This is a genomic window from Treponema sp. (assembly GCF_045641405.1).
In the GTDB taxonomy this organism is placed as follows: Bacteria; Spirochaetota; Spirochaetia; order Treponematales; family Treponemataceae; genus Treponema_D.
In genome coordinates, this window is the sequence record NZ_JAZUGX010000044.1 from 90,782 (window position 1) to 104,459 (window position 13,678).

A 13,678-nucleotide genomic window follows, 5' to 3' on the forward strand; every position below is an offset into this window, starting at 1 on the left:
TTAGTCCTCCATTAAATTCTTCTGGCCTTTTATAAGCCAGTCCTCATCAAGCAAATCCTCGAATTCTTCATCGCTCATTATCTGCATCAATTTCTGACGCAGGGCCGTTGAGCTGATGCTGTTATTCATCTCAAGGTATTCAAAAGGAATATCAGGGAAATCACTTTCATATCCAGGTCTGTTGAAAACAACGAGCTTTGCCAGCTGAAGAATTTTCTCCCATTCATACCAGGTCTTGAATTTCTGAAGGGAATCAGAGCCAATGGCAACATAGTATTCATGTTTGGTTCCATTAAGCTCAATGATTTTTTCCAGTGTATCTACAAAACGCCAGTCATCATCTACAGAGCGTTCTATGTCACACACCTCCACATTCTTAAGACCTGCAACTTTCTTTTCTGCCTGTTCAAAGCGCTCATTAAAAGAAAACATCTGCTTGTTAACTTTATAGTAACGAACTGTAGTCGGAACTATCAGGACGCTGTCATAATTTTTTGAAAGCCTTTCAGCTATTTCCTGATGAGCACTTGTCCAGGGATCAAAAGTTCCTCCGAAGATTATGATTTTCATTACTGCCACTCCGAAATATTTTTCCAAGACGGAACAAAACAAGGAAGATTCAAAAGCCTTTTCTTCCATGCCATTGCTTTAAGCTTTGCAGAAATTTTTTCTGCCTTCTCCTGTGACACTTCAGACTTCTTACCTTCAGCTACTTTCTGCAGTTCATCGTAAGTAAATCCAAGCTTGTCTTCATCTGTCATTCCGCACATTCCATCACTTGGTGCCTTGCGGACAAGTTCTTCTGGGAGACCAAGTTCAAGACCAAGCTGAACGACTTCGCTTACAAAAAGATAGGCAAGAGGAGCAAAATCTCCGGCACCATCTCCCCAAAGGGTATAGAATCCTGCCAGTCTTTCGCTAAGGTTTCCGTTGCAGGAAATTCTAGCATTGCCGATCATTGCCGCAACACCATACAGAGTCGCCATTCTCAAGCGGGCCGGTGTATTTGTGTTGTACTGATCTGGAGTTCCATCAACCTTGAATACATTCTTGAATTCTCCAGTAAGTCCTGCGTAAGCATCCTGAATGTTTATCGTATAGTTTTCTATTCCAAGTATTTCACAGACCCTTTTTGAATCGCCGATATCCTTCTGAACACCATTAGGCATCATGACCCCAACAACGCGATCCTTACCAAGGGCCTCGCAGCACAAGGCCGCAACAACGCTTGAATCCTTTCCTCCAGAAATACCGATTACTACCTTTGTATTTTCATTACCGTTATTTGCAAAATAATTCTTTACGAATTCAACTGCTTCTTCCTTTAGTCCCATTTGTGATTCAACCTCCAGTCAATTGTTTTCTTCAAGTATTCGACATAGTCATTGTCCTTGCACATTGTTTTTCCAGGTGCATTTGAAAGTTTTGCAACAGGCCTGTTATTGCATTCGGTTACCTTCATGACAATGTTTAATGGAGCCACATCAGTATCGTTTGCGATGTATGTTCCAATTCCAAAAGCAACCTTTATCTTGCCATTGAAGTAATCATACAGTTTTGATGCACGTTCAAAATCAAGGCTGTCACTGAACAAAAGTGTTTTTGTTTTTGGATTGACTCTTTCATCGTGATACTTGTTGTAATACTCTTCAAAATGCTTGATCCATTCATCACCCCATTCATAAGGATCTCCAGAATCATGGCGGACACCAGAGAAGCAGATTGAGTAGGTATAACCCATATCACGCTTTGTTGTTGCATCACCGATAGTATCAGTCAGGTAGGTTCCGTTAAGAACGCCATATTCCTTTGTCCAGGCTTCCATCGCAAATTTGTTTGAATATGCAGGATTGAACATTGGATTTCCCTGACCTACACACATGATGAATTCATGTGCCATTGTACCTACAGGAATAACCTTGTATTTTTTTGCAAGGTAAACATTTGAAGTACCAACGCACCTAGAACCCTTGTAGCTGTCATTTGCCCCACACAAGGTCTTTACTGCAAGCTCCTGAGCTTCGGCACTCAGACGACGGCGAAGTCCGAATTCAGAGAATGTACCGATATTGTACTTTCCACTGACAAGCCAGTTCTTTTTTTCTTCAAGCTTTCTCTTGTACTGTTCAAAAAGTTCAGCATAGTTGTATGTCATCCTGAAGAAAACTTCATTTACAATTGCAAGAACAGGAATTTCATACATTGAGGTATTGAGCCATGTTCCGCATGTTTCAATAGACAGACCGCATTCAGCCTCATCAGATATCTCAAAATCTTCAAAACGGGCATGCCACAACCTAAGGTGGTCAATGTAATCCTCATGAAGCCATTCGATACCAGCAAGGTATTCAAGCTCTTCTTCAGTGAACCTAAGATCGCAGTAATGCTTGATCTGATCCTTGATTTCCTGAATCATCTGCCCGGTAAACTTAACATCCTTATTGCGGCATTTGAAAGTCCAGTTTGTTTTGTAAGATGCATACTGGTGGTAGATGGCCTGTCCCATCGAAAACTTGTAAAGATCTGTTTCAAGCAAACTTGAAATGATTGGCTGTAATAACATAGGTTACCTCCTTGATACCTTTCTTATTTACATTTTAATAATAACACCTAAATAATATTTTGTCAATGATATTATCAAAATAATAATAACATTTTTAACAATCTCAAAAGTGGAATCCTCATTCAATTTCTGCTAGAATGCATTCCGTGGAAGTAGTAGAACTTATTGATAAACTTCGCATTTCTCAAGACCTTTCGATTCAGGAATATGAGTTCATAATCTCAATTGCTAAAGAAAAGCACATTGAGTACGCATCCTTTAAAGCAGATGAGGTCAGGAAATCCATTTACGGCAACAGAGTTTTCATCCGGGGACTCATTGAAATTTCAAACATCTGCAAGAACAACTGCCTCTACTGCGGAATAAGACGAGACAACAAGAATGCAATCCGCTACCGCCTATCTCCAGAAGAAATCCTTCAATGCTGTAGGAAAGGCCATGAACTTGGATTCAGAACCTTTGTGCTTCAGGGCGGTGAAGATCCTTTTTTCACCGATGAGATTTTATGCAAAACAATAGAAGGAATAAAAAAAGAATTTCCAGACTGTGCAGTAACACTTTCGCTTGGAGAACGGACTTCTGAAAGCTACGGAAAATTAAAGCAAGCTGGAGCCGACCGCTACCTTCTGCGGCACGAAACTGCAACGGAAGAACACTACAGGAAACTCCATCCGTCAGAAATGTCTTTTACAAACAGAATGGAATGCCTAAGGAACCTTAAGGAAATGGGATACCAGATTGGGGCAGGATTTATGGTTGGATCCCCTTTTCAGACTGAAAGAAACCTTGCCGCTGATCTGCATTTCATACAGAGCTTAAAACCGCAAATGTGCGGACTTGGACCTTTCATTCCACACAAAGACACTGAGTTTAATAATCATCCTGCCGGAACATTGAATCAAACCTTGCTGTGCCTTAGCCTTGTCCGACTTGCAAATCCAAAGATCCTATTGCCTGCAACCACTGCCCTTGCGACAATATGCAGCGAAGGCATTGCACTGGGAATGAAAGCAGGTGCCAATGTAGTAATGCCAAACCTTACACCCGTTTCAGTCAGAAACAATTACAGCCTCTATGACAGGAAATCCAGCAACGGAAATCAAGCCGCAGAAAAACTTGAATTCCTAAAACAGCAGATGAATTCCATAGGATATGAAGTTGTCATAGACAGAGGTGATTCACTTCAAGGCTAAAAAAGTCAATTTGAATTTTTTCAAAGAAATTCTATAATGTTACCCATGTATAACCCAAAATCCATGAAGGCAGAAGAATTCATCAGTCACGAAGAAATTCTTGCCTCGTTGAAATTTGCAGACGAAAACAAAAACAACATTGAACTTATAGATTCACTTTTAGAAAAAGCCCGCCCGACAAAAACAGAAAAGGGATGGCATTGCCATGGACTCACCCACAGGGAAGCTTCCGTTCTCCTTGCATGCGAAGACAAAGAAATCAACGGTAAAATTTTCAAGCTTGCAGAAGAAATCAAAAAAGCATTTTACGGAAACAGAATAGTTTTGTTTGCTCCACTATACCTTTCCAACTACTGCATCAACGGTTGCCTTTACTGCCCGTATCACCTGAAGAACAAAAACATTGCAAGAAAAAAACTTACACAGGCAGAAATCGCAGCAGAAGTAAAAGCTCTGCAGGACATGGGGCATAAAAGACTTGCAATAGAAGCAGGCGAAGACCCAAAGAACAATCCAATTGAATACATTCTTGAAAGCCTGAAAACCATTTACAGCGTAAAGCACAGGAACGGTTCCATACGACGCGCAAATGTAAACATCGCCGCAACTACAGTCGAAGAATACAAAATGCTGAAGGACGCAGGCATCGGAACCTACATTCTTTTTCAGGAAACCTACCACAAGGAAAGCTACGAGCAGCTTCATCCTACTGGACCAAAACACGACTACTGCTGGCACACGGAAGCCCACGACAGGGCTATGGAAGCCGGCATTGACGATGTAGGCCTTGGCGTTCTTTTTGGCCTTGATAAATACCGCTATGAATTTGCAGGCCTTTTAATGCACGCGGAACATCTTGAAGCGGTTCACGGCGTTGGACCTCATACAATTTCTGTTCCAAGAGTAAAAAAGGCAGACGACATTGATCCTGATGTTTTTGACAACGGCATCAGCGACAAAATGTTTTTAAAGCTAATTGCATGCATAAGGATTGCAGTTCCATACACAGGCATGATCATCAGCACCCGCGAAAATGAAGAAACAAGACGGCGTGCATTGAACGCAGGAATCAGCCAGATAAGCGGCGGATCACGAACAAGCGTTGGCGGATATACCGAAAAGGAAAGACCCCACGACTCCGAACAGTTTGATGTAAGCGACACAAGAACCCTGGACGAAGTAATCGGCTGGCTCATAGAACAGAACCACATTCCATCATTCTGCACAGCCTGTTACAGGGAAGGAAGAACTGGAGACCGCTTCATGTCCCTCTGCAAGACAGGTCAGATTCAAAATTGCTGTCATCCAAATGCACTGATGACTCTGCAGGAATATCTTACCGACTATGCATCCAGTGAAACAAAGGCAGTCGGAGAAAAACTTATTGAAGAAGAACTTAAAAACATTCCACGCGAAAAGACAAGGGGAATATGCTCAGCCCACATTGATAAGATAAAAACATCAGATGAAAGGGATTTTAGGTTTTAAAATGAATACGCCAAGTTCAGAGAGAATACACATATCGATTTTTGGAAGCCGCAACGCAGGAAAATCAACACTTGCAAATGAACTTCTAGGACAGGATCTTTCTATTGTCTCCGACTCAAAAGGAACAACAACAGATCCCGTAAGCAAAGCCATGGAACTGCTTCCCATTGGCCCAGTTGTAATTACGGACACAGCAGGTTACGACGACGATGGAGAACTTGGCGGAAAACGTGTTTTAAAAACAAAGCAAGTCCTTAACAGAACAGACATCGCTCTCCTTGTCATAGATGAATCTGTTGGAAAAACAACGGAAGACAAAAACTTTGAAAAACTTCTTATAGAAAAAAGGATTCCATATGCAGTTATTTCCCGGGGAAAGGAATCAATAAAAGAAAAGGCAGTCCAGGAAATAATCAGACTTTCATCGGCATTGCATAACAGGAAAACAATTCTTGATGGACTTGTAAAGGCAACCGACACCGTAATCCTTGTATGTCCAATTGACGAAGCGGCACCAAAAGGAAGGCTGATTCTTCCGCAGCAGATGGTACTGAGAGAACTTCTGGACATTCACGCAAAGGCAATTGTAATCCAGCCTGAAGAAATTGAAGACACATTGGCTATGCTAAAAAATCCACCTGCCATTGTAATAACGGACAGCCAGGCGTTTAATTCCGTGTCAAAAAAAGTTCCAGATGGAATTCAACTTACATCTTTTTCAATATTGATGGCACGATACAAGGGATTCTTAAAGGAATCCATCAAAGCCGTAAAAACAATCCAGGAGCTGAAGGACGGAGATTCAGTTTTAATCAGTGAAGGATGCACACACAGAAGGCAGTGCGGCGACATTGGAACCGTAAAAATTCCTGCGGCATTGAAAAAACTTACAGGCAAAAAACTGAACATAGAAACCTCAAGTGGAACAGATTTCCCAGAGGATCTTTCAAAATATTCTGCCGTAATCCACTGCGGCGGATGCATGATAACGGAAAAAGAAGTTCTCTACAGAATGAAATGCGCCCAAGATCAGAAGGTTCCTTTCTGCAACTACGGAATTTTTCTTGCACATGCAAACGGTATTCTTGACCGCAGCATAGAAATTTTCAAAAATAATTTCTAAAAACCGACATAAAATATTTTTTTGCGAAAATAATTTAAGCGTATGCGGAAGAAAAAATTGCGCGCGGATTTTTCTCCTGCATGCGCATTTTTATTTTGTGAGGAATATTTTATGAATTCATTGAACCAGGTAATCATCGAAGGAAATGTTGTCCGCCAACCAGAAAAGAAAACATGTAAGAACGGTGCTTCTTTCTGCAGAATCCCAATTGCAGTAAACAGATACTACAAGAATACCAACGGAGAATATGTCGATGATGTTTCATTCTTTGACATTTCAACCTTCGGAAGCCTTTCCGAGACCTGCGAAAAATGGTGTCTCAAGGGAAGAGGAATCCGCGTTGTCGGAAGACTCAAGCAGAATGTGACAACCGATGAAAATGGCAAGAAAAACAGCCGTGTCGACATCATCGCGGAACACATTGAATTCAAGCCAGTATTGAAGAAAAGCGGCGACAAGGAAACAGAGGAAGCGGGTGCAGAAAGCGCACCAAAGGCTTCTGCAAGCAAGAAGGAAAAACTTGCAATGCTTGCAGAAGTTGCCGCCGCCACCCAGAAGGAACAGGAGGATGCAGTAGAAGAAGAAGCAGTTTTCTAACGACGATGGTTACCGCCGTTTCCTTTTCCTTTACCAGGCTTGCCATGATATGGTTTTCTGCCGCTTCTGACTCCTGTGGCTTCTTCCATCTCGCGTCTTGCATTGGCAGCCTGGTATGCTTCCATTTTTTCAGGATTGTAGAATCCGTCCTTCCAGTTAAAGCGGGAACAACCTTCTATATATCCATGACTCTGGAGCAGGTTAAGGAGACCGCGGATATCACCCTTAGTAACCTTTGTCTTTGAAAAGTCGATAAGCTGTCGCTTCCAGCCTTTTGTCTTGAGGCTGTCCATTTTGTCCAGGAGACTAAACGGAGCTTCAGGCATTACAAAGGAACCGTCGGCTGTAGAGTTCACCTTGAACCCCATCTTTTCCTTGTCGCTGAAATATGTAAAATCATAGTCCTTAGGCAGCTTGAACCTCATGCGGAAAAGAACAGGATAAGAGAAAACGCTTACGAGAACACGAGAACGTTCATTTTCTGATTCAAATGTTTCGTTAAGGTTACGCTCCGAATTTTCAGCAGGAGGAATCACAGCCATGATGTTCTGGTTTTCAAGGAAGCTGACAGCCCATCTGTTGAATGTATAAAGATACTGCCCCGCAACCATACGCACGCCCTTCTTTCCTTTGAGGATGTTGATGTGGGCAAGGTTGTTGACAACAAAGGTGGTGTATCCCTTTTCAATGAGCTTATTCAAGGTTTCTTCAAGCTTTGGTTCCGAGCCTTCAGGTACAAAAGGATCAAGCGAAATCATAACCATTTTTTTGCTGTACGGCAGAACAGGTTTTTCTGGCTTGTCCTTTACAAGAAGGTCATATGTGGTCTCACAGTTGAGTTCAATGATAACGCGTACAGGATGCAATGGTCCCATAAGATGGGCATCTGCAACCGTTGAAACTCCAACATAGAGTCCTTCAGGGAACCAGCTTAGTCCATTTTTCTCTACAGGAGTAAGGTCAAGGACTGGAAGCCTTTCTGGTCCAGGCTGCTTTCTGAATTTAGAAAGATCAGGAGGAAGAATTCTCTTGTATCTCTTGGACATGCTCTTTGTCTGGAGTAGATATACGCTGTCTCCTTTTACAAATCCATTAGGAACATCGATCCATCTTTGTTCCTTGTCGTCTACGGTAAGCACACGAACCTTGTGGCTTTCACGGCCGCTGTCATCCTGCTTATGAAGACGGATGCTGTCACCAGGATCTGGATCATAGTCACCGCCACTTATCATCGCCATCTGGATGTCGGTTGCCTTTTCGCTTTCTGCCGCAATGTTTGCGGCCTGCTGTTTTTCTTCTGCACTGGCAGGTCTTAGACCGCTGAGCTTTCCAAGGTAGATACCTGTACCGCCCGCCTGCTTTGGATTAAGAATCTTTGCACCAGCTTCTTCGACGCCATCTTCAACAGTCTTGAAACCATACCAATAATCTGTCTTGGATCTTGCAAAGTCTGTGGAAAGAATTCTGCGTCCTTCTGCAATGGCACCCTTCTTGTCATTTTCCCAGTGGTCCATTACATAGCGGTATGCGGCTGTAACTGCACCGACATATTCTGCACTCTTCATACGGCCTTCAATCTTAAAGCTGTCAACTCCCGCCTGCATCAGCTCTGGAACCTGTCCTATAAGCTCAAGGTCACAAGGAGAAAAATAATATCCAGTAGAAAGGTTGCCAGGAATTTCCGCATTGTAAAGGCGACGGCAAGCCTGGGTACACATACCGCGGTTGGCTGATTTTCCGCCAAGATAGCTTGAAAAAAGACAAAGACCACTTTCACTTACACAGAGCGCACCGTGAACAAACATCTCTATCTCTGCATTTGTCTTAGCCTTGATCTGCTTGATTTCTTCAAGACCAAGCTCTCGTGCGACAACAACTCGTTTAAGTCCTTCCTTGCTCAAAAGGTTTGCGGCTGCGGCGGACTCAACATTCATCTGTGTAGATGCGTGAAGCTCAAGATCAGGACAGAATTCCTGGCACATTCTTACAACGCCAAAATCCTGAACAATAAGTCCATCAGGACCGATTTTATTGAGGTAATTCAAAAAGCGGTAAAGTCGTTCAGTCTCGTGCTCTTCGCTGACCGTATTTACCGTAACATAGATTTTCTTTCCAAGGCGGTGAACACTCTGTACTGCAGCCTCAAACTGGTTCCATGCAAAATTTGATGATCTAAGGCGAGCGTTAAAGCTCTTGAGTCCCATGTAAACTGCATCTGCACCTTCACCGATAGCGGCATCAAGTGCTTCAATATTTCCCGCAGGAGCTAATAATTCTGTCATAAATAAAAGTATATAGAAAAAACTTACAAACTTCCACAACGGGAGATTGCCTGCAGAAGCTGTCGGTCAAAGGTCTTTAATTGCAGGCCTTTCCTTTGTGCAAGCTCGAGATAAGAGGCATCATAATACGAAAGATCAAATTCCATAGCTATTTCACGGATACGCATTCGTGTTTCAGAATCTGGCTGTAAATCAGTATAAATTGGAAGGTCGGTCAACAGCTGTTCTATTTTCAGCAGCTGCATCTTTGAAATCCTTGATTCTCGCCCGTCCTTTTTAGGTTTTACGGCATTAAGAAATACATTTCCAATTTCAAACCAGAACAATTGGGGAACAACAAGCTGACCATTTTTTGAAATCAAATCTTCAATGAATTCTGCAGCCTCTTTTGATTCATCGCCAACAACATCACTTAAAATCGCACCTGCAAGAAAAGAAGTGTCAACCACGGCAGCAGGAAAAGAAGACTCTATTTCACCACAGGAATTTACTGTCACGAATTCACTTTCTGCCTTCATTTTTCCACTCCTGGATTTCATCAAGAGAAACAGGCTTCTGTCTGGAACTCAATTCCTTTCCTATCGCACAAAGACCACGCCATGCAGCGAGCGCCTTCTTGTTTTCTTTTGTCTCTGGTGATTGCACGGTCGCAACATCATGACCATTTCTTGTAATGGTTATGACTGACCCATTTTCAACCATGCGCAAAAGTTCTGCAAAATAGGTCTTGGCAGCAAAGGATCCTACCGAAAAGGCATTGTCCGATCGTTTTTCAAGTGAAAGAGCCATATTTCCACCTCACTCAACATAAAGATAAGATAAATCCAACTATAAATCAACTAGTTTTCAAACCAGTTTATATATAATAGTACAAGAGCGTTTGAAACATAGGGGTCTGTCCCCTTTGTTCCAAGAATCGCTTCAGCGATTCTTGTGACGAAAGTTAGGAAAAGCACCTGCTTCTAGGGAGCAATGCTTTCGTCAGGGGTCTGTCCCCTCTGTTCCAGAAAACCTTTTGTAAAGAGTACTCCGGCAGAAGACTTGTAAAACTTGGATTTTGAAGGGCTCAAGATATATTACATATAGATATCTACTGATTTATACCCAAATTATAGCACTTTTTGGGTTAAATATCGATGAATATTCACAAATTTTAAGGTGATAATGAAGGTGATTTTTTTCTAGTTGACATTTCAGGTGATATTTTTTCAGCCAGAATCTATTAATTATTCATGAAGAAGGAATTCAAAGCTTCAGGACCTTTATCAAGTTCAATATCCAGAGCTTCAAATAAATATTCATTCTGTTCAAAAATCAGTCCGGAATCCTGATTATTCAACAAAGAAAATAAAACAGTTCCCTGAAGCTTTGCAAATGCAACATCCCGTGACAGATTATACTTGTTCATGAGATACTTTGTTAAATCATCAACACACATTCTTATTGCTGCCTGTATTTTTATTTCAGGCATATTCACGGTGTCCATCAGGATATTCAAGATATGCCTTCTTTTTTTCTAAATTATAGCCAGCAAATGGAAATTAGCAGATACTGTTCTGTTACAACCAGAAGCTATTATGTAATGGGAAAGAAGATCGATTGGGGACATTATTACTAATCCTTTGGCTCAATATAATTCTTTCAGATATTCTTCTACGTTTTTATATTCTATGCCATTTTCTTCCATGCAGCTTTCACCCTTATAGAGAACAGTTCTTGAAAGAATGGTGCCGTAGATTTTTTCCGTGAGTTCCAGCTTTTCTTTATTGATAAGATGCTGATACTGTTTTTCAAATCTTTCCTTTGAGTGTTTTACTTCAAAAATCTGGCAAGTCCCTGATTCAGAATCTGTAATTATCATATCAAATTCACCATCAGAAAACTGCAGTTTGAAGGCTTCTTTTTTGTTGTTCCATTTTTTTGAAAGCGATTTTCTGGTTTCCAGCATAACAATATCTTCAAGCATATGGCCGATAACATCTTCTGAAATTTTTGTTTTAATCAGATTTTTCAGTTTAATATCAAGACCATCTATTTGAGGATCTTTTAGCAATGAAAAAATTAAAGCCTGTGCCTGACAGTACCGCATTCCCGGCTGTGTAAAAATGTAATAATATTCAGTTGAGTTAAGGGCTGTATTATCTGCATATCTTTGTTCAATATTAACTTTTTCAATCAAATCCAGTGATTTTAAATATTCCTTTATTTCTTCAATATGAACAGGTGTAATTCCAATTGACTGTTCTTCTTTTTCTTTGATTGAAAGAATTTGTTTTAGAGTTTCCAGAATTTGTGTTGTGTCAATCTCGTCTAATATCGTTGTTCGTTTTTCATCATTTTTTGCAGAACGAAGCTCTTGAGCAGCAGAACCAAAATCTCTGGACTTAAAAAGTCTTGTAATAACTTTGACCGTAAAGTTGTGGTTGAGGTCTTCTATGATTCTGTTGATGGCATTTGTAAGTTCATCTGCTTCATACAGGGACTTCAGCTGTCGGAAATATCTGCCGTCTTTGAAACATTCAAGAGAATGCTGGATATTTGAACAGATTGCAGTATCGATATAGTAGCGTGTTGATTCATCATCTCTAAAAGAAGCGTCTTTTGCATTCAACTCTTTGCTGTCAAAGTCAATTTCTCCGGCTTTTAGAGTTCCTCCGTATCGTATATATTCATCAATATCGTTGATGCCAAGAAGCCTTGAATGTTCTTTAAACGGAATATAAGTCGTATGAACCATAACGGCACGGTCATAGAGTTCATCATTAATTGCAAAATGGAATCCAAGGGAATCTGTTCCTGAAAGTACGATTTTCATGTCCTGGGCAGCATACACATCAGAAAATAACGAAGACGAATCAATAAAATCATTTATAAGGGTAACTTCATCAATGAAAAGGTATTTATAACCTGTATCACGGAGTTGAATGATGTCTTTGTTGAGATTTGCAATAGTGTCTGTGGTACGGCATTTTATATAGGCTGTTTTTGAAAAATGTTCTTCGTCAAATTCAGAAATAAGCTGTTTTAGAACTGTTGTTTTTCCAGTTCTTCTGAGTCCGTATACAACACAAACTTTGTCTTCTGTTTCTCCATAAACATATTTTTTTACAGTTTCATAACAGTCACGCTTTTGAAATTTTCTGGAAGGTTCTGCAAAATTTCTTAATGCTTGTCCTGTTGAACAGCTGGTTGAAAGGTTCAGAGAGGGATTTGCAATTTTTTTTGGTGTAGTTTTTACAGCAAGAGATTTCAGCTTTGTTTCAAGTTGTTTTCGTAATTCAATTTGTTTTGAAACAAAATCAACTTCTTCATCTGGGATGCGGATACTAAATTGTTCGCCATTATTTGTTCCCTGCCGGTAATAATAGACTTTCTTGTTTACGGTTCTATGAGTTACATATCCCTTTGGCAGTTCTGCAATCTGATTCTCAAGTTTTTCAATCTCTGTCATAAATCCCTCGATTCTTCTATTTTAACCGATTTTAACCGTTTTGTTAACACGGTAAAACGGTTAAATTAAATTTGAGGCATTTTTAACTGGAATCGCCATAGAATACTTCTCATAATTGAAATTCATGCAGAATCTCAGAAATTATTCGCAGTCTGAAAATCATTTTTTACTTTACTGCGAAAGATTTTCCATTTTTTTAATAATTTTAATTAAAATATATGAATGTATGACTTTAAGACGACGACGTGAATTTATAGGTATGTTACAGAATCTTATTAAGCCATCACATTGCAATACTGCTCACATTGGCCTTCAAAATCAACTTCAGATGCAATGTTCAATTTAACTTCAACAGGAACAAGTTTTCCATTCACCTTTATAACATTATCAACGCGTCCCGTATGACACCCGTTTCTGTAGGTATTACATTCGGCCCAATAAGTTTTCTGATCTCCCAGATATCTTATGAAATAATCCACATAGTATTTCCTATACTGCATTTCAAGAAAAAACGAACGACGATATTTCTTAGTCACCTCCAGAAAATTTGATTCATTTATTTTCATCAATGGCATTGGAACTGTACCGGCCTGTTCACGTCAATTTTACCCCTTAGCCCGACAAATCGCAATTTGTGGGAGTAATAAAAATTATTCATACGGGAGAATATTTCCAATTTTACATTCGATTTCATTACTTTCCCCAAGAGGTCCATTATACTTAATAATAACCATTTCACCTGGAACAAAATAATAATTATAATAAATATCTCTTATATCTATTACAAAATCTGAATTTTTGCGCATTATAAATACATTATTTTCCAATGAATAATAATCTGGTCTACAATAAATTCCAAAATAATGTACTTTAGACCCATCAGGTCTTCTAATTTCCAACCAATTACTTTTGAATTTTCTTTCATCGATATTTTTGCTAACATCTTTTGCTGAAAGCGATAAATAAAATTTTGATATCTTG

The 13,678-nt window shown here is 40.1% G+C and carries 14 protein-coding genes; 4 read left to right on the plus strand and 10 right to left on the minus strand.

Translation table 11 applies throughout. The features are described from left to right. Genes ACKI39_RS07070 through pncB form a run of 3 tightly spaced genes read right to left on the minus strand, consistent with a single transcriptional unit; the run spans position 1 to position 2,563 of the window. A complete protein-coding gene (locus ACKI39_RS07070) occupies positions 1 to 570 on the minus strand; it encodes a nicotinate-nicotinamide nucleotide adenylyltransferase (protein WP_318690634.1) in 570 nt (189 codons plus the stop codon). Continuing rightward, positions 570 to 1,334 (minus strand): NAD(+) synthase, encoded by a 765-nt coding sequence (gene nadE, locus ACKI39_RS07075; protein ID WP_318690635.1) that lies wholly within the window; start codon positions 1,332 to 1,334, stop codon positions 570 to 572. Before nadE ends, ACKI39_RS07070 begins: the two co-directional genes overlap by 1 nt. Further along, positions 1,325 to 2,563, minus strand: coding sequence for a nicotinate phosphoribosyltransferase (gene pncB / locus ACKI39_RS07080; RefSeq protein WP_407399035.1), 1,239 nt, complete (start codon positions 2,561 to 2,563; stop codon positions 1,325 to 1,327). The genes nadE and pncB overlap by 10 nt, the downstream gene beginning before the upstream one ends. A 146-nt stretch (positions 2,564 to 2,709) precedes the next feature. Between pncB and hydE the strand changes: the two genes are divergently transcribed. The 4 genes from hydE to ACKI39_RS07100 all read left to right on the plus strand — a co-directional run bounded on the left by hydE (position 2,710) and on the right by ACKI39_RS07100 (position 6,964). Beyond that, entirely contained in the window at positions 2,710 to 3,756 is a 1,047-nt protein-coding gene (gene hydE, locus ACKI39_RS07085; protein WP_407399037.1) for a [FeFe] hydrogenase H-cluster radical SAM maturase HydE, read from the plus strand. 45 nt (positions 3,757 to 3,801) lie between these two features. After that, positions 3,802 to 5,244: a [FeFe] hydrogenase H-cluster radical SAM maturase HydG gene (hydG, locus tag ACKI39_RS07090; protein WP_407399039.1), complete on the plus strand. Its 1,443-nt coding sequence runs from the start codon at positions 3,802 to 3,804 to the stop codon at positions 5,242 to 5,244. Further along, entirely contained in the window at positions 5,222 to 6,367 is a 1,146-nt protein-coding gene (hydF, locus tag ACKI39_RS07095; protein ID WP_407399041.1) for a [FeFe] hydrogenase H-cluster maturation GTPase HydF, read from the plus strand. The genes hydG and hydF overlap by 23 nt, the downstream gene beginning before the upstream one ends. A 111-nt stretch (positions 6,368 to 6,478) precedes the next feature. Then, entirely contained in the window at positions 6,479 to 6,964 is a 486-nt protein-coding gene (locus ACKI39_RS07100) for a single-stranded DNA-binding protein (protein ID WP_407399043.1), read from the plus strand. Here the strand turns inward: ACKI39_RS07100 and ACKI39_RS07105 are convergent. The 7 genes from ACKI39_RS07105 to ACKI39_RS07135 form a co-directional block, all read right to left on the minus strand. Further along, positions 6,961 to 9,246 (minus strand): peptidase U32 family protein, encoded by a 2,286-nt coding sequence (locus ACKI39_RS07105; RefSeq protein ID WP_407399045.1) that lies wholly within the window; start codon positions 9,244 to 9,246, stop codon positions 6,961 to 6,963. The two genes, ACKI39_RS07100 and ACKI39_RS07105, sit on opposite strands and share 4 nt — an antisense overlap. Before the next feature lie 23 nt (positions 9,247 to 9,269). Beyond that, complete coding sequence (locus ACKI39_RS07110) at positions 9,270 to 9,764, minus strand: type II toxin-antitoxin system VapC family toxin (RefSeq protein WP_407399047.1); 495 nt, start codon at positions 9,762 to 9,764, stop codon at positions 9,270 to 9,272. Then, the gene (locus tag ACKI39_RS07115; RefSeq protein WP_407399049.1) at positions 9,748 to 10,035 is read right to left on the minus strand and encodes a type II toxin-antitoxin system Phd/YefM family antitoxin; all 288 of its coding nucleotides are present in this window, start codon (positions 10,033 to 10,035) and stop codon (positions 9,748 to 9,750) included. Before ACKI39_RS07115 ends, ACKI39_RS07110 begins: the two co-directional genes overlap by 17 nt. A gap of 433 nt (positions 10,036 to 10,468) precedes the next feature. After that, positions 10,469 to 10,744, minus strand: coding sequence for a hypothetical protein (locus ACKI39_RS07120; protein WP_407399051.1), 276 nt, complete (start codon positions 10,742 to 10,744; stop codon positions 10,469 to 10,471). A 129-nt stretch (positions 10,745 to 10,873) separates the two neighbouring features. Continuing rightward, positions 10,874 to 12,697: an AAA family ATPase gene (locus tag ACKI39_RS07125; RefSeq protein ID WP_407399053.1), complete on the minus strand. Its 1,824-nt coding sequence runs from the start codon at positions 12,695 to 12,697 to the stop codon at positions 10,874 to 10,876. A 275-nt stretch (positions 12,698 to 12,972) separates the two neighbouring features. Further along, the gene (locus tag ACKI39_RS07130) at positions 12,973 to 13,263 is read right to left on the minus strand and encodes a hypothetical protein (protein WP_407399055.1); all 291 of its coding nucleotides are present in this window, start codon (positions 13,261 to 13,263) and stop codon (positions 12,973 to 12,975) included. A gap of 84 nt (positions 13,264 to 13,347) precedes the next feature. Continuing rightward, a partial coding sequence (locus tag ACKI39_RS07135; RefSeq protein WP_407399057.1) for a hypothetical protein occupies positions 13,348 to 13,678 on the minus strand: 331 nt, incomplete at its 5' end.